Origin of the sequence: Olivibacter ginsenosidimutans, assembly GCF_039542865.1 — a bacterium.
Lineage (GTDB): Bacteria > Bacteroidota > Bacteroidia > Sphingobacteriales > Sphingobacteriaceae > Olivibacter > Olivibacter ginsenosidimutans.
Genome location: NZ_BAABIQ010000005.1, coordinates 416,166 through 438,523 on the forward strand (window position 1 = coordinate 416,166; position 22,358 = coordinate 438,523).

The 22,358-nt window shown below is 40.4% G+C and carries 15 protein-coding genes; 9 read left to right on the forward strand and 6 right to left on the reverse strand.

Annotated features, from left to right (window positions below; genetic code table 11):
- Positions 1-16: 16 nt before the first annotated feature.
- From ABD930_RS05325 to ABD930_RS05340, 4 genes are all read left to right on the forward strand, one after another.
- Complete coding sequence (locus tag ABD930_RS05325) at positions 17-1,327, forward strand: DASH family cryptochrome (RefSeq protein ID WP_345230667.1); 1,311 nt, start codon at positions 17-19, stop codon at positions 1,325-1,327.
- A gap of 143 nt (positions 1,328-1,470) precedes the next feature.
- Positions 1,471-4,284, forward strand: a complete 2,814-nt coding sequence (locus ABD930_RS05330) for a 2-oxoglutarate dehydrogenase E1 component (protein ID WP_345230668.1) — start codon at positions 1,471-1,473, stop codon at positions 4,282-4,284.
- Positions 4,285-4,294: 10 nt separating this feature from the next.
- Positions 4,295-5,869 (forward strand): 2-oxoglutarate dehydrogenase complex dihydrolipoyllysine-residue succinyltransferase, encoded by a 1,575-nt coding sequence (gene odhB / locus ABD930_RS05335; RefSeq protein ID WP_345230669.1) that lies wholly within the window; start codon positions 4,295-4,297, stop codon positions 5,867-5,869.
- Positions 5,870-5,962: 93 nt separating this feature from the next.
- Positions 5,963-6,961 carry a hypothetical protein gene (locus ABD930_RS05340; protein WP_345230670.1) on the forward strand — a complete coding sequence of 333 codons (999 nt, stop codon included), beginning with the start codon at positions 5,963-5,965 and terminating at the stop codon, positions 6,959-6,961.
- Positions 6,962-7,064: 103 nt separating this feature from the next.
- Here the strand turns inward: ABD930_RS05340 and ABD930_RS05345 are convergent, their stop codons facing one another.
- A complete protein-coding gene (locus tag ABD930_RS05345) occupies positions 7,065-7,799 on the reverse strand; it encodes a head GIN domain-containing protein (protein ID WP_345230671.1) in 735 nt (244 codons plus the stop codon).
- Between the two features lie 160 nt (positions 7,800-7,959).
- On the opposite strand from ABD930_RS05345, the gene ABD930_RS05350 reads away from it, so the two are divergent.
- The 5 genes from ABD930_RS05350 to ABD930_RS05370 all read left to right on the forward strand — a co-directional run bounded on the left by ABD930_RS05350 (position 7,960) and on the right by ABD930_RS05370 (position 13,903).
- Positions 7,960-9,129 carry a hypothetical protein gene (locus ABD930_RS05350; protein WP_345230672.1) on the forward strand — a complete coding sequence of 390 codons (1,170 nt, stop codon included), beginning with the start codon at positions 7,960-7,962 and terminating at the stop codon, positions 9,127-9,129.
- 325 nt (positions 9,130-9,454) lie between these two features.
- Positions 9,455-9,994 carry a plastocyanin/azurin family copper-binding protein gene (locus tag ABD930_RS05355; protein WP_345230673.1) on the forward strand — a complete coding sequence of 180 codons (540 nt, stop codon included), beginning with the start codon at positions 9,455-9,457 and terminating at the stop codon, positions 9,992-9,994.
- Positions 9,995-10,152: 158 nt separating this feature from the next.
- Positions 10,153-11,556, forward strand: coding sequence for a dihydrolipoyl dehydrogenase (gene lpdA / locus ABD930_RS05360; RefSeq protein WP_345230674.1), 1,404 nt, complete (start codon positions 10,153-10,155; stop codon positions 11,554-11,556).
- 74 nt (positions 11,557-11,630) lie between these two features.
- On the forward strand, positions 11,631-12,020 hold the full coding sequence (locus ABD930_RS05365; RefSeq protein ID WP_345230675.1) for an acyl-CoA thioesterase: 390 nt from the start codon (positions 11,631-11,633) through the stop codon (positions 12,018-12,020).
- Between the two features lie 17 nt (positions 12,021-12,037).
- Positions 12,038-13,903, forward strand: coding sequence for an LTA synthase family protein (locus tag ABD930_RS05370; protein WP_345230676.1), 1,866 nt, complete (start codon positions 12,038-12,040; stop codon positions 13,901-13,903).
- 50 nt (positions 13,904-13,953) lie between these two features.
- Here ABD930_RS05370 and ABD930_RS05375 read toward each other — a convergent pair whose 3' ends face one another.
- From ABD930_RS05375 to ABD930_RS05395, 5 genes are all read right to left on the reverse strand, one after another.
- Complete coding sequence (locus tag ABD930_RS05375; protein ID WP_425571105.1) at positions 13,954-15,879, reverse strand: LTA synthase family protein; 1,926 nt, start codon at positions 15,877-15,879, stop codon at positions 13,954-13,956.
- Positions 15,880-15,891: 12 nt separating this feature from the next.
- Positions 15,892-16,209: a DUF3817 domain-containing protein gene (locus tag ABD930_RS05380; RefSeq protein WP_345230678.1), complete on the reverse strand. Its 318-nt coding sequence runs from the start codon at positions 16,207-16,209 to the stop codon at positions 15,892-15,894.
- Between the two features lie 187 nt (positions 16,210-16,396).
- A complete protein-coding gene (locus tag ABD930_RS05385) occupies positions 16,397-19,561 on the reverse strand; it encodes an efflux RND transporter permease subunit (protein ID WP_345230679.1) in 3,165 nt (1,054 codons plus the stop codon).
- A gap of 257 nt (positions 19,562-19,818) precedes the next feature.
- Entirely contained in the window at positions 19,819-20,940 is a 1,122-nt protein-coding gene (locus ABD930_RS05390) for an efflux RND transporter periplasmic adaptor subunit (RefSeq protein WP_345230680.1), read from the reverse strand.
- 41 nt (positions 20,941-20,981) lie between these two features.
- Positions 20,982-22,334 carry a TolC family protein gene (locus ABD930_RS05395; RefSeq protein WP_345230681.1) on the reverse strand — a complete coding sequence of 451 codons (1,353 nt, stop codon included), beginning with the start codon at positions 22,332-22,334 and terminating at the stop codon, positions 20,982-20,984.
- Positions 22,335-22,358: the final 24 nt, after the last annotated feature.

Consider the following 22,358-nt stretch of genomic DNA (forward strand, 5'->3'; position numbering starts at 1 on the left):
CTTCCCTTGCATAAGTATGAATAAAGACACAATCCTTGTTTGGTTCCGAAATGACTTGCGTGTACGTGATAACGAAATTTTATGGCAAGCATTGGCTAAGGCAGACAAGGTAGTGCCGGTGTACGTGTTTGATCCCCGGCAATTTATCGCACTTTCCGATAAAACGCAAAAAACGGGTGTTATCCGGGCAAAATTTATTGTAGAAAGCGTACACGATTTAAAGCATTCTTTACAACAGCTGGGGGCTGATTTGCTGGTCGCATCTGGTTATCCTGAAGAAATTCTGCCAACCTTGGCAGAGCGTTATCAAGTGAAAGAGGTTTACCACCATCGGGAGGTGGCTAAAGAAGAAACTGATGTTTCCTCTTTAGTGGAAGAAGCCCTATGGAAAAAACGATTAAATTTAAGGCATTTTATAGGGCACACCTTATACCATAAAGAGGATCTCCCTTTCCCGATAAAGGATATACCCGATGCCTTTGCGACGTTTAGGAAAAAGATTGAACGGGAAACGGCTATTAGGCCAATGGTAGCAACGCCTACGACGATTGATGTTCCAGAGGAGTTGGAACGGAGTACGATACCAACGTTAACAGCGTTAGGCTATACGGATCAGCAGATTGCATTGGCACAAGCTTCCCCCTTTAAAGGAGGGGAACACGAAGGACTGAAGCAGTTGGATGCTGTACTAAGTGATACCAGCAACCATTTAATAGATGAATTCCCCGCAAATGACGGAACATTGCTATCACCATGGATCGCTTTAGGCTGCTTGTCGCCCCATACTGTATACCATACTGTAAAAGCTGCTGAGGCTGATGGATTGTCAAAAAAAATTGTACAAACTATCGTTTTCGGTCTGCTATGGAGAGATTATTTTAGGTTTATGTTCAAAAAACATGGTAATAAATTTTTCCTGGCGAATGGTTTTTCAAACAATTTCGTAGCTACAGAAAAGTTTTCAGCAAGTAAATTTGATCATTGGAAAAATGGTAAGACAACAGATGCTACGGTTAATGCTATTATGCATCAGTTAAATACGATAGGTTTTATACCTTATCCTGCTCGTATACTAGCGGCGCATTACCTGGTTAACGACTTGGGTATAAACCATTTATTCGGTGCGGCTTATTTTGAGGACAAGCTGATCGACTACAGTCCGGCCTCCAATTATGGCAATTGGGCACATGTGGCCGGAGTTGGAAGCAGCGTAAAAGATAATGGCGTTAAAGACATCAAAAAAATCCAGGCGTTATTGGATCCAGATGGAGCTTATGTGGAACGCTGGGGGAATATCAAAACAGCGCCAACGGGATTAAACATTTAGGCGACTTATTTGTTAGTTCCCAAAAAGCAAAAGCATTTTAAAAACAGCAAAATTTTTTGTGTTGATAATATAATTAAGTTTGATTTAATGCACATTATGTCAGATATTTTATAACTTTGTCAGCACATCGTATTATAAAGTAAATGGACAGACTTTCATATCTTAGTAACGCAGACTCAAGTTACATAGAGGCGCTGTATAAAGCGTATAAAGAAGACCCTGATTCGGTCGATTTTGGATGGCAAAAATTTTTTGAAGGATTTGAATTCGGTGAGCAAATCGAAGGTGGTGGGCGACCGGTTGGGGGTGGAGATGTTTCTGAGCATGCCTTAAAAGAAATTCGTGTCCTCAATATGATTAACGGTTATCGGGATCGTGGGCATCTATTTACAAAAACCAATCCTGTTCGTGAACGTAGGCCTTATTATCCCGGTAAAGAACTGGAAACATTTGGCCTTTCTGAGGCCGATATGGATACCGTGTTTAATGCAGGGGTGGAAGTAGGCTTGGGCCCCGCTAAATTAAGGGATATTCGACAATTAATAGAAGAGACCTATTGCCAATCGATTGGTGCTGAATTTACTTATATCCGTCATCCGGAAAAGATCAAATGGCTGCTCCAGCACATGGAAGGTACACGGAATAAACCTGATTTTCCGTTAGAAAAGAAAAAGCGTATTCTTCAAAAGTTGAATGAAGCCGTGGTCTTTGAAAACTTTTTAGGTACAAAGTTTTTAGGACAGAGGCGCTTCTCACTAGAAGGCGCTGAAACCGTTATTCCAGCCTTAGATTCTGTTATTGAAATAGGAGCCGATCTCGGCATTCAGGAGTTTGTTATTGGGATGGCCCATCGCGGTCGGTTGAATGTGCTGGCCAATATCATGGGTAAGACCTATAAAGATATCTTTTCCGAATTTGAAGGAAAAACCTATGCAACTCAGTTAGCCGATCCTGATTTTGGTGGAGATGTAAAATACCATTTAGGTTTTTCAACAGATATTAAGACCCATAGTGGTAAAGATGTTCATTTGAGCTTATGTCCCAATCCATCACATTTGGAAACGGTAGATCCAGTAGTTGAAGGTTTAGTGCGCTCTAAAATTGACATGAAATATGATGGGGATAAGTTAAAAATTGCTCCTATTTTAATTCATGGTGATGCCGCTATTGCCGGACAAGGTATTGTTTACGAGGTGGCACAGATGTCCAAATTGGACGGGTATTCTACTGGAGGGACCATCCATGTTGTCATCAATAATCAAATCGGTTTTACCACGAATTATAAAGATGCCCGCTCATCTACCTATTGTACAGATTTGGCGAAAGTTACACTGTCGCCAGTATTCCATGTTAATGGAGATGATGTAGAGGCTGTTGTGTTTGCGATTAATATGGCTGTAGAATATCGTCAACGTTACCATACAGATGTGTATATTGATCTGTTGTGTTATCGGAGATACGGGCACAACGAAGCAGACGAACCGAAATTTACCCAACCTAAATTATATAAGGCTATTGCCTCCCATCCCGATCCGAGGGAAATCTATAATAAAAAACTAATGGAGCAAGGAAGCGTTGATGCTAACCTGGCTAAGGAAATGGAGAAAGATTTCAAGGCTTTGTTGCAGCAACGGTTAGATGAATCTAAGGAAGAAGAAAACCTCAGTGAATCCAACCCCATGTTTTCGGGCGCTTGGAAAGGACTAAAACCAGCTAAATACGAAGATATCTTTAAACCTGTTAAAACAGGCGTTGATAAGAAGCAGTTTTTAGCTATCGCAAAGACAATTACGGTATTACCCAAGGATAAAAAATTCTTCAACAAGACAGCCCGCTTATTTGAAGCTCGGTATAAAATGATTGAGGACGATAGTTATGATTGGGCTATGGGCGAATTAATGGCTTATGGTACCTTGCTTGCTGAAGGTTCCAGGGTGCGCATCTCGGGGCAAGATGTAGAACGCGGAACATTTTCCCATCGGCACGCGGTAATTACCTTAGAAGATTCAGAAGAGGAATATATCCCTTTACGGCAGATTAACGGAGGGGATGTTAAATTTGATATCTACAATTCCTTGCTTTCTGAATATGGTGTGTTGGGATTTGAATATGGTTACGCGCTAGCTAATCCGCAGTGTTTAACGGTTTGGGAAGCACAATTTGGTGACTTCTTTAATGGGGCCCAAATTATTGTCGATCAATATCTGGTTAGTGCGGAAACGAAGTGGAAACGTTCCAATGGTTTGGTGATGTTATTACCTCATGGTTATGAAGGCCAAGGGCCAGAACACTCTTCTGGACGGGTTGAGCGTTTCTTGGAAGCTTGCGCGGAAAATAATATTCAGGTAGCAAATTGTACTACGCCTGCCAATTTCTTTCATTTGCTGCGTCGCCAGCTACAACGCGATTTTAGAAAGCCTTTAGTTGTGTTCACTCCAAAGAGCTTGCTTCGGCATCCGAAGGTGGTCAGCAAATTGACCGATTTTACCGAAGGTCAATTTCAGGAAATTATAGACGATACTTATGTGAAAAATGCAGATGTAAAACGAGTGCTATTCTGTACGGGTAAAATCTATTATGATTTACTGCAAAAACAACAGGATGATGAGCGTAAGGATGTGGCAATTGTGCGTGTAGAACAGTTATACCCTACGCCAACAGATAAAATTCGGGGCATTCGTAATAAATATAAAAATGCAACGCATTTTTATTGGGTACAGGAAGAACCCGAAAATATGGGCGCTTGGCCACACATCTGTCGGAAATATCGTAAAACGAGCGTAGAATTAGATGTGATTTCCCGTAAGGAAAGCGGCAGTACTGCAACGGGCTATTCTAAGCAGCATAATGCGCAACAGCTTTCGCTCATTAGCAGGGCCTTCGCAGACGATAGCGCCGGTACAGAGGCAAAAAAACAGGTAAAGAAAACAACTAGACAAGCAGCAAAAGTAGATTAACATAAACGATATGGCGATAGAAATAAAAGTTCCAACGGTTGGCGAATCGATAACTGAAGTTACGCTGTCGCAATGGCTAAAGAAAGACGGCGATTACGTAGAAATGGATGAGAATCTAGCCGAGTTGGAATCGGATAAAGCAACATTTGAATTACCTGCTGAGAAAGCTGGTATCCTACACATCATTGCCCAAGAAGGGGACACACTCGAGATTGGTGCAGTGGTATGTACTATTGAAGAAACAGCTGATAAAAAAGGAGCTAGCACCCCAGCGGACCCAGCAGGAAAAGCTTCACCCGAGGAGCAATCAGCTCAATCAGCGACTACTAACCAGGCAACAGCAAGTAGTGCACCAGTAGAGATAAAAGTTCCAACGGTTGGTGAGTCAATCACCGAGGTTACGTTATCTAAATGGTTAAAAAATGATGGAGATGAGGTGGCTATGGATGAGGATTTAGCAGAGCTTGAATCAGATAAGGCAACGTTTGAGTTGCCTGCAGAAGTGGCCGGGACATTACAGATTGTTGCAAAAGAGGGAGACACGTTAGCGATTGGTGCTGTAGTGGCTAAAATTATTCCGTCAGGAAAGGGAGCTGCTAGCATAGCGACAGCAAGCACCTCAGCTTCTAAGGAAGTAGAAGAAGAAAAAGAGCAAAATTACGCTGCCGGAACACCATCTCCTGCGGCTGCTAAAATTTTAAAAGAAAAAGGAATCGATCCTAATACCATTAAAGGTACCGGTAAAGACGGGCGTATTACCAAGGAGGATGCGTTAAAAGCAAATGCGAATACGGTGGTCGAAAAAGAGACTGTTCTAATAGCACCTCCTCCTTTAAACAAAACCGAGTCAGCACCTGCAAGCGCTTCTAAGCCGACAGCTGGATCGAGGGAAGAGCGAAGGGAAAAGATGACTTCGTTACGAAAAACCATTGCTAAACGCCTGGTTAGCGTGAAAAATGAAACGGCCATGTTAACCACCTTTAATGAGGTAGACATGAAACCAATAATGGATTTACGGGCGAAGTATAAAGATAAATTTAAAGAAAAATATGGTATAGGCCTAGGATTCATGTCTTTCTTTACCAAAGCCGTAACTACTGCCTTGGCTGAGTGGCCAGCAGTAAACGCGCGGATAGAGGACAACGAAATTGTATACAGTAACTTTGCTGATGTTTCTATTGCGGTGTCTGCGCCAAAGGGCTTAGTAGTTCCGGTGATTCGCAACGCCGAGTCTATGACATTAGATGAAATAGAAAAAGCGGTGCGTGATCTTGCGCTTAAAGCACGCGACAATAAGCTCACGATTGAGGAAATGACGGGAGGTACGTTTACCATTACCAATGGCGGTGTCTTTGGGTCGATGATGTCTACACCGATTATCAATGCACCACAGTCGGCCATTTTAGGTATGCACAATATCGTGGAGCGACCAGTAGCGATTAATGGTGAAGTGGTTATCCGTCCGATGATGTATGTAGCGTTATCTTACGATCACCGCATTGTTGATGGCCGGGAATCGGTAAGTTTCTTGGTGCGGGTGAAAGAATTGTTGGAAGATCCTGCTAGACTATTGTTAAAAATATAATCGGAATTAAGATTAAAATAAGGGTGTCTAAAAAGGTTATCTCCGTCATATGATGACCTTTTAGGCACCTTTTTTTGTGAAGTGTACCATGGTATGAAAAAAAGCTTTTTGTTATTATGCTGCTGCTTGATAGGTTATGTCGTGAAAGCTCAGCAACTGTTTGAATGGCAAATGCGTGCTTTTGGTTTTGCGGATAATAGGGAGTATGTTAAGGCGGGCTTATATTCGCAATCTATTTTAGGCATACGCTTAGCACCGGAGGTTGGTTTTAGCCTAGACAGTACGCATCGCATCCGTTTTGGCGTTAACTTTTTACAAGAATTTGGTGCTAAACCTTTTGTCGATAAGGTATATCCAACCATATATTATAATTATGAACATAGCGGCCTATCGTTCTATTTAGGCGCTTTTCCACGGCAAGATCTCCTAGATACTTATCCAAGATCTATTTTAAATGACACGTTAAATTACTACAGACCAAATATAGAAGGCTTATTCTTCCGGTATCGGAATGCCACAGTTAGTCAGCAGATTTGGATAGATTGGACAAGTCGGCAAACAGCGGTGGACCGGGAGCAATTTATGGTGGGCCTATCTGGAAAAGTAAAGACAGGTATTTTCTTTTTTACGCATTATGCCACCATGCTGCACACAGCAAATACGCTAAATGGCGATTATCCTGTACGAGATAACGCGTCCTTACTGATGCAGGTTGGCGTTGATTTAAGTGAACGATGGCGATTGGATTCGCTTACGATCGCCGCAGGAGGATTGGCTTCCCTTGATAGAATAAGAAGTGTTTATGGAAGCCGTACGCCAAAAGGCTTTATTGCGGATATACATGCTGCTTATAAGGCTTGGGTTTTACACGATACTTTTTATAAAGGACAAGCACACGATATTCTTTTCGGCGACCGATTTTATACCAAAGACACCTATAATCGCCTAGATTTGGGGTGGCGTCCGTTTCGGACCGGAAATGTTGAAGGATATTTTATGCTTAGCTTACATTTTACGCCCGGTGAAATGAGCAATCAACAAGTATTTCAGTTGCGTTACAACTTGGATGGACATGTTCGTATAAAGCGTTAAACTTTATAGTTACGCGTTGCCTTTGTGCGTTGAAATATAGCGCTTAAACTGATGATTAGCTGGTCTATAGCTTACAGCTTAATGCCTTATGCTTTTTTTTACCCTATTTCGCAGAAATATCCCCAGAGCCAGATTTGTGCTTATTAACTTGTTTTGGATTTCCATCATAGGTGATATCGCCCGAACCAGATAATTGGGCATTCAGGGTATCGCTTACGAAAATGTCGAGATCTCCTGAACCGGTTACTGTCACATTGGCCTCTTTCGTTTTTAGAGCATTTCCTTCAAAGTCGCCCGAACCTGTGACGCGTATATCGGCTGTTTGCGCTGAACCTTGAATATCCATATCGCCTGAACCGGTGATAGCTGCTGAAAGATGAGTAACCGCTACTGGAACGACCATATCGCCTGAACCGGATACGGCCACCCGCAATTGATCACCCTTTACCGTATTATTAACCTTTATGTTTCCAGAACCGCTTTGTTTGATGCCGTCTAATGATTTAGCGGTTAGTTGAATACGTAAATTCTTCTGAACTTTCCAATTGTTAAATAACTTTTCATGATTATTTTTGATACGGATAACCAATATACCATTTTTAACTTGTGTCTCTACTAGATCAATAGCTTCTTTATTTCCAATGATCTTCAATGATTCCTGATTACCGATAGTGATTTCCACATCGATACTACCTACGTTTTCTATGGCATGGAAACCTGAAACCTGGCGGGTTTCATCATAAGATTTGCCGTGGAGAACAGTTGCCTGTGAGATGCCTATGCATAAAAAAGGAAGTAGGAGCATAAGCCATCCGATTGAACTTATTTTCTGTTTCATGTTAATATTGTTGTAGTCAATTTTATCGATATACGTGAATTTTTTTAATATGACGCCTAATATCGGTAAATGTTGCATATCTTTAGTTTTTTCTTCGAGAAATCGCTTTATTCATAATGCCAACAGGGGAAATGCATTTATTTAAATTGAGCTAATTTGCATGAAAGTTAAACAGGTAGATACGCCAGCACTTGACCGATTGTTTTTAGAGATGCCAAGAACATTGTATGCAACCGATAAAAATTATATTAAGCCCTTAAATCAAGATATCCAGCACGTCTTTGATCCAGAAAAAAATAACTTGTTTGCTATAGGTAATTGTTGTCGTTGGATATTGTTTGACGACGCAGGCACATGCATAGGACGCATTGCCGCTTTTTACGATCAGGTAAGTGCCTACAACTATACACAACCCACTGGAGGATGTGGTTTTTTTGAATGTATTAATGATCATTCGGCTGCCTTTTTGCTATTTGATACGGCTAAACATTGGTTAGCCGATCAAGGTATGAAAGCTATGGACGGACCTATAAATTTCGGAAGCCGAGAGCGCTGGTGGGGCCTATTGGTCGATGGTTTTGTACCTCCCTGTTATTGCAGTAATTACAATCCACCGTATTATCAAGCACTTTTTGAAGCCTATGGATTTCAGGTTTATTTCAAACAATACACTTATCGAAGGCTTACTGATTTAGCGCTCAGTGAACGGTATGCTCATAAAGCCCGTCGAATACTAGAGATGAAAGGGTATACGTTTGATTATGCGAGACGCAATCAACTGGATCGGGCAGCACAGCATTTTCGGGAAGTTTACAATCAAGCGTGGATTAAACACGATGGCGTTGGCGAGATGACAAGCGAGCAGGCCAATAAAATCATGAAAAGTTTAAGACCTATTATAGATCCCATCGGACTTTGGTTTGCCTATTTCGAAGGTAAACCGGTAGGTTTCTTTATCAGTATTCCCGACGTAAATCAGCTCGTTGTAAAATATGTAAAGGGTAAAATTGGCATTAAAGGTCTATTGATGCTCTTATGGAATAAGTGGTTCAAACGCTGTAAGACGCTTTTTGGTATTGTGTTTGGTGTTGTTCCTGCGCATCAACGTAAAGGTGTTGAGGTGGCCCTAATTTTGGAAGCGGCGAAGCTATTGGTGAATAAAAAGGATAAAACAGGCTATGAAGAGCTACAAATGAATTGGATAGGAGATTTTAATCCAAAAATGATGAACCTTGCTCAACAGATTGGGGCGACTATTTATAAAACGCACCATACCTACCGTTACCTTTTTGATCGTAATGAACCTTTTGAACGGCATCCGATGCTTTAGAGAGCAGAAAGCTAAATTAAGGACATAAGACATAAGTAGCAAGACATAAGAAAAATTTCAAGAGTGGCACTGGCAATAGCAGGTTACACCTGACGAAAATAATAACCCTGCTACTGCAACCGCTCGTGCTAAATGAAATCTTGATGCTTGATCCTTACGTCTTGATACGTAATGAGATTGGCATACAGAAAGCCGGAAAGCTTAAAGCCTAAGATCTAAAGCTTAAGGCATAAACCTTATTGTTGTATAATTTCAAATGAAAGTCGGCTATTTTCGTAAATTATTAATAAGTTTGTCATACGTGAATTTTAAAGAAAAATAGGAAATGAAAAAATTTTTTATCGTACCAGCTTTAGCTGCAGCTTTTTTCATCGCAGCTTGTGGTGGAGGTAATAGTAATTCAGAGGCAGGCCATGAGCATGACAGTACGGCGGCTTCTGCTGGAACAGAAACATCCGCAGCAGTTCCAGGATTGGAAAATGTACAAACGACAGATCATATTGAGCTTCAAGCATCAGATGATATGCGTTTTGATAAGGATTTGTTTAAAGTAAAAGCTGGCGGAAAAGTAAAGCTGACTTTGAAAAATGTAGGGACGCAACCTATAGAGTCAATGGGGCATAATGCTGTTATTTTAGATCAGGGTACTGACGTGGCAGCTTTTGGTGGTGAAGCATTTAAAGCGAAAGATGATGAATATATTCCTTCAACTTTTGCTTCTTCTATTATTGCGCATACTAAATTATTAGGTCCTGGCGAAACTGATGAAATTGAATTTACTTTACCGAAAGCCGGAGTATACGAGTTTATCTGTAGTTTCCCCGGCCATTGGGGAACCATGCGTGGAAAGATTGTTGCCGAATAAGTGCTTATGCGGCAGTAGAAAAAGCTCCTTGGGATAAGAAACCTATGGGGCTTTTTTTACTTTATACTGTTACTAAAGCCTAGTATTTTTAATAAATGGGCTCAGGATTTTTGTAACTTTGCCCCATAATCTGTTCATCGAAAATAAATAAAACATACATGCAATACGATGTAGTAATCATAGGCAGTGGACCCGGCGGCTATGTAGCCGCCGTCCGTTGTGGCCAATTAGGACTAAAAACCGCTATTATAGAGAAATACGATACGTTGGGCGGAACTTGTTTAAATGTCGGCTGTATCCCATCAAAAGCTTTACTTGATTCTAGCGAGCATTATTATAATGCGGAGAAACATTTTGCTGAACATGGAATCAATTTAAGTAATTTAAAAGTTGATTTGAAGCAGATGATCAAGCGGAAGCAAGAAGTTGTTAACCAAAATACATCTGGTATTGCCTATTTGATGAAAAAAAATAAAGTGACTGTTTATCAGGGGATAGGTTCTTTTGTGGATAAAAATACCATTAAAATAACGAAGGACGACAAAAGTAGTGAAGAGATTACGACTAAAAATGTCATCATTGCTACAGGTTCCAAACCTGCTTCTTTACCATTCTTGAAGATCGATAAGAAACGGATTATTACTTCGACGGAAGCATTGAATCTAACTGAAGTTCCAAAGCATTTAGTGCTGATTGGTGGTGGAGTGATTGGGTTGGAGTTGGGGTCTGTATATGCCCGTTTAGGTGCGAAAGTAACTGTTATTGAATACTTAGACGCCATTATTCCTACCATGGACAGGGGCTTGGGAAAAGAACTGCAAAAGTCTTTAAAAGGATTGGGCTTTGAATTCTTGTTGAGTCATAAAGTGACAGGAGCTACCGTAAAAGGAAAAACCGTCACGGTAACTGCTGAAGATGCAAAAGGTAATCCGGTGAAAGTGGAAGGCGATTATTGTTTAGTTGCTGTGGGAAGAACTGCTTATACTGAAGGCTTAAACATAGAAGCGGTTGGCATCAGTTTAGAAGAAAGAGGAAAGAAAGTTCCCGTTGATGAACATTTGGAAACACCGGTTAAAGGGATTTATGCTATTGGCGATGTGATCAAAGGAGCCATGTTAGCACATAAAGCTGAAGAAGAAGCTGTTTACGTTGCTGAGCTAATTGCTGGACAAAAACCGCATATCAACTATAAGTTGATTCCTGGAGTGGTATATACATGGCCTGAGGTGGCTAGTGTAGGTGCTACAGAGGAGGAGCTGAAGAAAGATGGCGTAAAATATAAGGTAGGTTCTTTTCCTTTTAAGGCTAGTGGAAGAGCACGGGCTAGTATGGATACGGAAGGGTTTATTAAAGTTTTGGCAGACGCCAGTACCGATGAAATCCTAGGGGTGCATATGATTGGCCCCCGAGTGGCTGATATTATTGCAGAGGCCGTGGTAGGAATGGAGTATCGCGCTTCTGCGGAAGATATCGCCCGGATATGCCATGCGCATCCAACCTACACAGAAGCATTTAAGGAAGCTGCGTTGGCAGCTACAGGGAATAGAGCGATACACATTTAACGAGGTCTAAGGTATAAGGTGTTTGGTTTAAGCTAACCTGCACCTTATAACTCGACCTTAATACCTTTATATACATGAATTTTCATACGCGGAAATGGGTAAAACCCGAAGACCTAAATCCTAATGGTACTTTATTTGGTGGAACTTTATTGCGCTGGATAGATGAGGAAGCGGTGATTTATGCAATTGTGCAATTGGGAAATTCTAAGATTGTTACCAAGTTTATTTCGGAAATCAATTTTGTGAGCTCAGCTAAGGCAGGAGATATTATTGAATTGGGTATTCAAGCTACGCATTTTGGAACAACATCGATTACCTTAACCTGTGAGGTGCGGAATAAAATTACACGTAAAAGTATCTTAACCATCGATAAGTTAGTATTTGTTAACCTAGATGAAGCGGGTAATCCTACTCCACATGGAAAAACAGAGATTACTTATGCCTTCGCTGGAGACCGACCATAGCGGGTTAATTTATACTGATGAAAACATTAGTTGGTCTTCTTTTACGGTATTTTATTTTTTGGCTACTTTTTGCATTTGTTTGCCGCGGGATATTCCTGTTGTACTTTTACGAGCAGCTTAGCACGTTGGATTGGTCGACCATCTTTAAGACATTTGCCTATGGTTTACGTATGGATGCCTCTATGGCGGCTTATATTTGTGCCCTTCCAGCCTTGACTGTGGCAACGCAGCTTTGGTTAAAAAGACCGATTATTCCCAAGCGGGCGGCTCAGGTGTATGTTTGGGTGGTGATCGGAATTTCCTCCTTGATAACGATTATTAATTTGAATATTTATCGGGAATGGGATACATTATTCTCTTATAAAGCCATCGACATTTTCTTAGATGCACCACAACTGGCTTTTGCTTCAGCATCTTCTTCTCCTATTTGGCTTTCGTTAAGTTTATTGGTGATGTTAATTGTCATTGGCTTATTGTTGGCAAAAGGTTTAGGTATTTATACTTTTGCCTGGCCTGTAACAGCTGCCTGGCCTATAAAAGCGATCACATCATTTGGAGTACTCGTAATAGTATTCCTTTTTATTCGGGGTGGTTGGGGCTTAACGCCCTTAAATTCATCTATGGTTTATTTTACAACTGAGGCTTTTCCCAACCATGCTGCTACCAATGTTGTCTGGTATTTAATGAATGATGTGGTACATGCCAAAGGACAAGCGACGAATCCTTACCGTGTGATGGATGATAGGCGCACAACGGAAATACTAAAACCCTTATTAACTACCGAGGGAAAAAGCCCACGTATATTAACCAATGATCGTCCAAATATTGTATTTATCTTATTGGAAAGTTTCACAGCAGATCTTATAGAGGCCCTAGGAGGAGAAAAGGGTGTCGCTCCGCGTTTTGAGCAGTTGATAAAAGAGGGGATACTGTTTGATCAAATTTATGCTTCAGGCGACCGAACGGATAAGGGAATTATTGCTGCTTTAAGTGCTTTTCCTTCGCAATCGTCACAGAGTATTATCAAAAGTATCCATAAGCAAGAGGGTTTGCCTTCCTTGGTGAAAGATTTTGCGCAAAAGGGTTATCATACGTCTTTTTATTACGGAGGCGAAAGCGAGTTCTATAATTTTAAGGGGTATATGCTCAGTCATGCCTGTGACCGGGTAGTAGACCAGTATAGTTTTGCTGCTCGAGAGGTAAAATCAAAATGGGGTGTTTTTGATGAGCTGACTTTTAATAGACAACTACAGGATTTAAGTAAAGAAAAAGAGCCTTTCTTTTCAACCATCCTTTCCTTAAATAACCATGAGCCTTTTGATCTCCCTGGTGCGCATAAATTCGGAAAAGATAATTTACCCGATCTTTTCAGAAGCACTGCATACTATACAGATTCTGTGCTTTATGATTATCTCCATCGGGCAAAAGCGATGCCTTGGTATAAACATACACTTTTTGTGATAGTAGCAGATCACGGACATCGATTGCCTTTAGAAAAATGGGATAGCAACCATCCGAAGCGATACCATATTCCTTTGTTATTCTATGGGGATGTTATTGGAACCGCCTACCGGGGTAAGCGTATTGATCAATTAGGTAGCCAAGTAGATATTGCTTCTACCCTGTGCCATCAAGCGGGGCTTAGTAGTGATGCTTACGTTTGGAGTCGGGACTTGTTAAATCCCACGACTAAACCTTTTGCCTTTTTTACTTGGGCCAATGGTTGGGGAGTGGTTGATACTGCTTGCGCTTTAGGTTTTGATAATGTCGGTAAAGTATTAACGTATACGTCGGGTGAACAGGCCTGTGATGAAAAGAGTCCGCTTTTTAAATCTGGTCAGGCGTATATGCAAGCGGTATATCAACAATATTTAACTTATTGATTCTTTTAAAACGGACCATCAAAGCATGTTAAATGCAGTTACTCTATCTTTTAGTTAAGCAATTGATCATTAATCATACGGTTATTGTATTGTTGTATAAATGCTTTGAGGGTTGTTTCTAGCTGTTGCACAATACCTATCTCCTGGTCAATCAAGTTATGCTGGGTTAAACGGTCGTTCTTTAGATTATATAGAGCCGTGCTTTGCTGCCCATCGTTTAATAATAGATAATCTCCTTGATACAAACTAAACGTGCCATCGTTGTTGTTGATAACGAAATTGTTTGTTTGTGAAGAAAAGGCATCAAAACCAAAAGCGAAATAAGGTTTATCGTAATGGAGGTAATTCAACACGGTAGGCATAATATCGATTTGCTGAATCAACTTATCCGTTTTCCCTTTTAAATGGCCTCCAGGATAATAAAACACAATAGGAATGGAAAATGCACCGGGAATGGTTTGATACTCGGGATGGTACGTTACCGTAGCATGATCTGCACAAAGTACAAATAAGGTGTTTTTAAACCAAGGCATTTTGCTGGCGGTATCAAAAAATTTCCGTATAGCCATATCGGTGTACCCCATAGGTTCTTGTACTGGTAAAGGGCCCTTAGGGAACTTTCCGGTATATTGCGTTGGAATTTTGAATGGATGATGGGATGAAACGGAAAAGAAAGCAGAGAAAAAAGGTTGGTGGAAACCGTTGATGGTTTGTGCCATAAATTGCATGAAGGGCTCATCCCAAATGCCCCATGTACCATCAAAATCGGCATCATTATGATATTCCGTTTTGCCGTAATAATGCTGTATGCCCGCTAATTTAGTATAGGAAGAAAAGCCCATAGATCCATTAGGGGCACCATGAAAAAATGCGGTTTCATAGCCCTTGTCTCCAAGCAATTTAGCAATACTGGTTGTTTTATTACTAGAATACACAGATAGCACAAAAGGTTCACGGATAGATGGAATCCCCGATATAATAGAAGGTAAAGCATCGATTGATTTTCTTCCATTTGCATAACTCTGAGTGAACGTCATGCTTTGTCCGATTAACGAATCTAAAAATGGCGTATAACCTTTATATTGTCCATGTTCTAAATCTTGGTTCAAGCTGCCAACAAGTTCTTTTCCTAAGCTTTCGATGATCAGAAAGACAACGTTGAGCGGTTTAAACTGAGCAGTATCTGCAGGGACATGGATAGGAGCGTAAATTTGGTTAAGTTCGTTGTCCTGAAAATAATGTACCGGTTTTAAATTAACCGATTTCAAGGTGCGTAAAATCGAAAAGGGAGTGTTGAGCACCAAACTCATTTGGTTAGGCGATTGTACAAACTCTCCGGCATTACTTAACGTAATGGGGCGTGTACTATGTCGCCAACCACCGCGCATACCCACTACAGTCAGCCAAGCGATGAGCAAAAAATAAATGCTTTGTATACTATAATAGCGGAAACCAGTAGTTTTTTGAGGTTTTTTTATCTTGACCAACGGGTAGGTTTTTGTGAGCAGCAAGATAAATAAGAGCAATAGGATTACTAAGAACCAATAGTCCACTAAAAAATCAAACGTTAATTGCAGCCTATTTTGTTCATGGGAAAATTGATCGAATACCGTCCCAGTTGTACGTTTTAACGTAAATCTGTAGTAAGCAAAGTCGATTAGGTTAGCCATAATCCCGATGCTGTTGGTCACGATGAAGATCCATTTACAGATACCTTGATAACGGGGATGATACCGGTAAGGGAGGGGGATCGCCACTAATAAAATATACAGTGCATTAATATAAAGGAGTGCCGAAATATCAAATTTGAGACCACCAGTAAAAATGGTGAGGAGCTGTTTACCGTTAATACCAGGGAACAAACTGATATTATAGAGGTAGAAACCTAATCGTAGAAGGGCATAAACAACTAATAGGAATGTAAATCGTAGCAATAAAGCTCCTATAATAGGTGTTTTTAGTTGACCAGATTTCATCATTAGAATATCTTATGCGCGGGTTTCTTCTTTTTTGAGTTTTTTCTCTACGAAAAATGGGGCAAAGGGTATTAACGAAGCGATGAAAAATAAAATGACTCTTCCAAATTTCCAATCATAGGCAATCCAGCATTGGATTAGGGTAAAGAAGTAGGCAATGAATAATACGCCGTGCAGCCAACCGGCATATTTAACAGCAATTGGAAAGTCAGCCCAATATTTCAAGGGCATTGCTATACATACCAATAAAAGAAAAGAAATACCTTCCAGTAAGGCTATTTTTTCAAATCGATGCAGCGTGCTATTGGAGATTGATGTTCCAGTGCTCATTATCAAATTGTTACCAAAGTTAAACGTATGTTAAGTGTGGTAAAGGTACAAGATTTAGGAATTGCTTCTGTTGGATTTATCAGGTTTGACGTGAAGGTGACGATGCTGAATAGCAGAGAAGCAAATAAAGCGCCCAAATTTATAGTTAAGGCGCTTTATTTAGTATTATGTTTGTCTTGTAATCAAGCTAATGTGTGCTTTCATACTCTTTGACTTCTTTATGTTCGTAATCTTCAACCATAAGTTCCTCAATAGGCCTTCCCTTTTTGTCTAAGCCAAATCGATGCAAAATATTATCCACAACTTGATAAACTACAGGAACAATAATCAAGGTCAGGAAAAGTGAGCTGATCAACCCACCGATAATTACCCATGCCAGACCGTTTTTCCATTCGGAACCAGCACTGGACGCTAAGGCTATGGGCATCATGCCGATAACCATGGCTATGGTGGTCATTAAGATTGGGCGTAAACGGGCGTGATTGGCGTAAATAAGCGCTTGGCGTGTACTGTTACCCTCGGCTTTCATTTGATTGGTAAAGTCAACCAATATAATCGCATTCTTCGCTACCAAGCCAATCAGCATAATCAGTCCAAGGATAGTGAAAATGTTGAGCGAATTATTGGTTAATGCTAAGGCTAGTAGCGCACCGATTACCGAGAGTGGTATAGAAAACATGACCACAAATGGATAAACAAAGCTGTCATACAATGCTACCATGATGAGGTATACCAATACGATGGACACCAGTAAGGCAGTCCCTAGTGATCCAAAACCTTCGGATTGGTTTTCCATGTCGCCACCCCAGACATAGTTAACGCCTGTAGGTTTACGCAACTGTGCAACTTTTTTCTCAAAATCCTGAATAATGCTGCCCGATGGTCGGCCTACTGCCTGAGACTGTACTTTAACGGAAGTACTTTTATCCCGTCGTTCTAACTGGCTAGGGCCAGATCCTTCCCGTACATCTGCGAATTGGGAAAGTTTAATCAATTTACCATCGTTATTGGTAAAATAAAGGTTTTTAACATCGTCTACATTTTTTCGGTCATAGTCTTCAAAGCGAATATTAATATCGTATTCATATTCGCCTTGTCGGAATTTACCATCCGTATTTCCGTTAAATGCGGTCTGCATGGTGCTTCCTACGGTTTGGAGAGATAATCCCAAAGCGGCCATTTTATCACGATCTACTTCTACTGCAATTTCAGGATTACCACTTTCTACAGACAATTTGGTTTCTGCAGCCCCCGGGACCTTGGCCAATATACCCCTTGCCTGCTCAGCATAAGCCAATACGCTGTCGAGATCAGATCCGGTTACGACCATTTCGATAGGGGCCTGTTCAGCCATACCCAAAATACTAATGGGCACCGTTTTGACTTTTGCACGCACCAATAAATGTTCTATCTCACCTTTCAATTTTGCGGCGTATATATTTGAAGCATCTTCCCGCTGGTTTTTGGGAACAAGCTTTACGGTAATTTCAGCCTTGTAGGCCGTTGATTGATCGGCTCCTAGATTATCGCTGGATTGGCCAACAGTGGTAATTAAGGATACAATTTCTTTTTTCTTGCTGAGGTAGTCTTCCGCCTGCCTCGCCATTTGATTGGTTTGTTCTATGGAAGCATCTTTGGGTAATTCTATTTGGACAAGAAATTCTCCGCGGTCACCCTGAGCAAAAAATTCTGCACCAATAAAACCACCAAAGGTTAATCCGCAAGAAGAGACCAATAATAAAGAAACCGTAACTAAGGTAATGGTTTTATGGTCAAGTGCCCACGTTAGTACGCTAGTTACCCAATTGGTGAAACGATGTAATTGCTTTTCAAACCACAACACAAAACGGCCGATAAAGGTACGATTGGAAATTCGCTCCAATTTACCAAATCTAGAGGTAAGCAAAGGTACGATAGAGAAGGAGGCCAATAAACTGAGAAGAGTGGAGATCATGACCACAACACAGAATTCCCTTAAAATGTCAGAGACTAGGCCCGTGCTAATTGAGATGGGTAAAAACACCACAACGATTACCATGGTGATAGAAACCACGGTAAATCCAATTTCTTTTGTCGCATCGTAAGACGCACGGACACGATTTTTCCCCATTTCCATGTGCCGGTAAATGTTTTCGATAACCACAATAGCGTCATCTACCAGAATTCCAACCACCAAGGAAAGGCCTAATAGGGACATTAAGTTAAGTGTAAAACCAAAAAGTTCCATTCCAATAAAGGTGGCGATAAGTGATGCCGGTATAGAAACCATTACAATGACAGCATTACGAAGGCTATGCAAGAAGAAGAGCATTACGACAGCAACCAAGATAACCGCTAAGAATAAATCGTGTACAACGGCATCAGCCGATTCCAGCGTATATTCTGAAGAGTCGTTCGCAATTTTTATTTGAAGATTATCTTTTTGATAGTCTACTTGTAATTGCTCAATAATGGCACGGACACCCTCACTCACTTTTACGGCATTAGCGTCAGACGTCTTAAGAATTTGCAAAATGATGGAATTACTCCGATCTAAACGGGCAATTTTTTCAACATCTTTTTGCGCATCCTGAACATCGGCTAAATCCTGTAACCGAATAGGAACACCATTTTTTGTGCTTACAACCAAATTCCGTAACTCGCTCACCGACTTATATTTTCCTGCCAAACGAATCAGGATATCCTGGTTTTTTGTCTTTACACTTCCCGTTGGGAAATCGAGGTTGGAAGTTAATATGATTTGCTGTACATCTAAGGCCGATAAACCATACGCTTCCAATTTGGCGGCATTTAGATTCACCTGTATCTCACGCTCTTGACCGCCAACGAGGTTAACCTGTGCAACGCCATTTACGCGTGAGACAATGGGTTGAATACGCTTATCAATGAGGTCAAAGAATTGGGCGTCATCCATATTCGCCGTTGCAGATAAGGTGACGATTGGTAAATCGTCTAGTGAAAATTTGGCTAAAGAAGGTGTTTTAGCATCATCCGGCAAATCTGACAAAACTGCGTTTACCTTTCGTTGCGCGTCATTTATTGCATAATCTACATCGGCTTCACTGGTAAGTGTAATGGTAATTACGGAAAGTCCTTCAAAGGAAGTAGCCTCCAGTTTTTTAATATTTTCCATGGAGGAAACGGCATCTTCCAGTTTCTTAGTGACGGTATTTTCAACCTCGTTTGGAGATGCTCCAGGGTAAATCGTAGAAATAGAAACGACGCCCGGACTAAATTTCGGAAGCATCTCATAATTCAACGAGAGGTAACTGATGATTCCTAAGAGCGTTAGTGCGGTAAAGACTACAATAACGATGGAAGGGCGTTTTATGGATATTTCGGCTATTTTCATCTAATTAAATTATTGATTCATTGTTTGTTCTGATTGGCATCAATGAATGCTTTGCAATTTGTTCTTTTTGGCAATGAAGCTTGCATAAATGATTCATATCCTTTTGTTGACGGCAATTCATGCAGGGTTCATTGAAATAATCGTTTTTTAACGTGTTTCATCAAGTCAACTCATTTTTATGAGGATAAACGTTTTATGTGCGTTATGCTATCTTTAAGTAGCCATAGCGATACAGATTTATCCCAGACGATACGTTGCTAATTTTTATTAGTACTATCTGCAACTTGATTAGATACCTTATGCTGTTTTGTACTATCCAGCGCCTGAGGTTTTACCTCTGTACCATCAACTAAATTGATTTGACCACTAGTAATGATAACTTCTCCTTCTTTTAAGCCACTTAAAATTTCTACTTGTTCGCCTAAATTTCTACCAGCAGTTACCTTCCGTAATTTAGCAGTATTTCCATTTTCAAGGATGAATACCTCGTTACTGCTTACACTACCTACAAAGGCACCTCGCGGAATAATAATGGTGGGTTCTTGTTTGGGTAATTCAAACGTTGCTGTGCCATACATACCTGCTTTGAGCTGTTGATTTGAAGAATTCTCAACCCGAATTTCTACAGGATAATTAAGCGTGTTGTCTGACTTAGCCGCTATAAAAGAAATTTTTCCACTAAATACGTTATCAGGAAACACGGTGGAGGTAATTTTTACTTGATCTCCTAATTTCAAGTTTACAACCTGTAGTTCATTTGCATTTACCAAGAGTTTCAACCGGGAAACATCAACAATATCGAAAAGCGCTGTTCCAGGAGACACATAGGCACCCACTTCAATATTCCGTTTATTAATGATTCCAGCAATAGGTGCTTTTACATAGGAATCTGCCAAACGACGTTGTGCTTCCTGAAATTGGTTTTCTGCATTGCGCACATTTAAGTTAATTTCATCTAATTGTGCTTTCGTGACACCCCCGGTTTTAAACGAGCTTTCGTAACGTTGCTGATCTGTTTTTAGTTTGCTTAAATTATCTTTTGCTGTTTGCAGGGCTAAACTTAGATACTTATCATCAATGCGTGCGAGAACTTGGCCTTTATTAACATGCGCTCCCTCATCGACCAGTATTTGGGTAATGCGCCCACTGTTTTCAGCCAATAGACTCAAATCCTGCCATGCAGCGAAATTACCGTTAGCGCTAAAGTCTAAATTAAGCGGTGATTTGCTTACGGTAGCTGTCCGGACGATGACGGCTCCTGTACCTTTAGCCACGATATCGGTCTTTGCCTGGTTCTCTTTTTTGTTATTAATGAGAATCCAACCAATCAAGGCCAGAATGCCAACGACAATAACTATGGTAAAAATTGTTCTCTTCATTTCTATCGATTATTTTTCTTGTTTTTGGTGGGTCTATCGAGCTACTCTGTTAGCAAGGACTTGATGTTTCCGTTGGATTTTATTAATTCAATTTGCGCCACTTTATATTTTAGAAGCGCTTCGTTATAACTATTTTGTGCAGCTACCAGATCTGTTTCTGAGGTCAATAAATCCGTTAAGCTCGCTAATCCATTTTGGTAGTTATTTTGGGTACTGTTAAAAACTTCTTCAGCCAGCTGCTTGTTTTCTTCTTGCGTTTTAATAGTCGTTAAGCTATTTTTTAATTGGTTCGTAGCATTATCATAAGCCATTTTTAAGGAATTGGATGTGTTACGAATATCCTGATTAATTTTTTGTAGCTCTACTTCGGATTGCCTAACACGGGATCTCCTGGCAAAACCATCGAAGATGGGCACTTTCAAGGTTAGCGTTAATGCCGACATATCATAGTTTAACGCTTTACTACTATATAAGTCGAAACGATTACTTTGGCTATTAAGCATATAATTGGCACCTAGGGATAAATTAGGATAATATTCGGCAATATATGCTTTGCGTTGATGTTGTAGTAAGGTTTCCTGACTTTTCAGTACCTTAAACTGTACCATACGTTCTAAATTAAATCCGTCATTGTTCAATTGAAGCGCCTCTTGTTCCAGTTCTTTTACAGCTTGATAAGGAAGATTAATCTCTTCGGTAACGGGCATACCCATATAATACTTTAACAAATTCTTTTGCTGGGTAATAGTAGTCTGTAATTCTTGCTTTTGAGCCAATAGATTGCTTTTATTAACTTTCATACGATCGAGATCGATTTTTTTGGCTAAGCCCAGTTCAAACTGGCTAGATACCATCGTTAGCAGTTTTTCTGTGCGATCCAAATTAGCATCGATTACGTTGAGTTGTTCTCGATTGATAATAACTTGATAGTAGTTGGCTGCTACTTGTTGCAATACATTTTCCTCACTGAGCTCTGCTGCCAAACGATAATATTCTTCAGAGCTTTTTGCGGCTTTTAATCCGGTAAACACGGATTGGTTGAAAAGTTGTTGGTTCAATTGAACCTGTGTCATTGCTCCCCAAGATTGCCCTGCCTTTACCGAGATAAACTCTCCAGGATTGCCACCCATAAATTCTGCTGGTAAAATAAATTGTTGGACCAGCAGGTTATAGGTAAGTGTGCTTGTTACATCGATTTGAGGTAAAGCTCCTGCCCTGACCTCAGTTACTTTATGCTGACCATTAATAATGTCCAGTTTAGCTTTTTCTACAACTTCACTGTTCTTTAAAGCATAATCCAAAGCTTGTTTCAGCGTCAGGGAGTCTTGTGCTTGTAGATGAAAAAAATTAATGAGCAAGAAGCCGAACACCGTGAAGGTTTTTTTTATTCCCATTTCTTATGTTTCAATTATAATTTA

Bases quoted from the DNA above. Each gene is read 5' to 3' on its own strand.
- ABD930_RS05345 (WP_345230671.1), bottom strand. From the start codon at position 7,799: ATGAAACAGAAAATAAGTTCAATCGGATGGCTTATGCTCCTACTTCCT.
- ABD930_RS05375 (WP_425571105.1), bottom strand. From the start codon at position 15,879: ATGAAATCTGGTCAACTAAAAACACCTATTATAGGAGCTTTATTGCTA.
- odhB (WP_345230669.1), top strand. From the start codon at position 4,295: ATGGCGATAGAAATAAAAGTTCCAACGGTTGGCGAATCGATAACTGAA.
- ABD930_RS05385 (WP_345230679.1), bottom strand. From the start codon at position 19,561: ATGAAAATAGCCGAAATATCCATAAAACGCCCTTCCATCGTTATTGTA.
- ABD930_RS05395 (WP_345230681.1), bottom strand. From the start codon at position 22,334: ATGGGAATAAAAAAAACCTTCACGGTGTTCGGCTTCTTGCTCATTAAT.
- lpdA (WP_345230674.1), top strand. From the start codon at position 10,153: ATGCAATACGATGTAGTAATCATAGGCAGTGGACCCGGCGGCTATGTA.
- ABD930_RS05365 (WP_345230675.1), top strand. From the start codon at position 11,631: ATGAATTTTCATACGCGGAAATGGGTAAAACCCGAAGACCTAAATCCT.
- ABD930_RS05350 (WP_345230672.1), top strand. From the start codon at position 7,960: ATGAAAGTTAAACAGGTAGATACGCCAGCACTTGACCGATTGTTTTTA.
- ABD930_RS05380 (WP_345230678.1), bottom strand. From the start codon at position 16,209: ATGAGCACTGGAACATCAATCTCCAATAGCACGCTGCATCGATTTGAA.
- ABD930_RS05355 (WP_345230673.1), top strand. From the start codon at position 9,455: ATGAAAAAATTTTTTATCGTACCAGCTTTAGCTGCAGCTTTTTTCATC.
- ABD930_RS05370 (WP_345230676.1), top strand. From the start codon at position 12,038: ATGAAAACATTAGTTGGTCTTCTTTTACGGTATTTTATTTTTTGGCTA.
- ABD930_RS05390 (WP_345230680.1), bottom strand. From the start codon at position 20,940: ATGAAGAGAACAATTTTTACCATAGTTATTGTCGTTGGCATTCTGGCC.
- ABD930_RS05340 (WP_345230670.1), top strand. From the start codon at position 5,963: ATGAAAAAAAGCTTTTTGTTATTATGCTGCTGCTTGATAGGTTATGTC.
- ABD930_RS05330 (WP_345230668.1), top strand. From the start codon at position 1,471: ATGGACAGACTTTCATATCTTAGTAACGCAGACTCAAGTTACATAGAG.
- ABD930_RS05325 (WP_345230667.1), top strand. From the start codon at position 17: ATGAATAAAGACACAATCCTTGTTTGGTTCCGAAATGACTTGCGTGTA.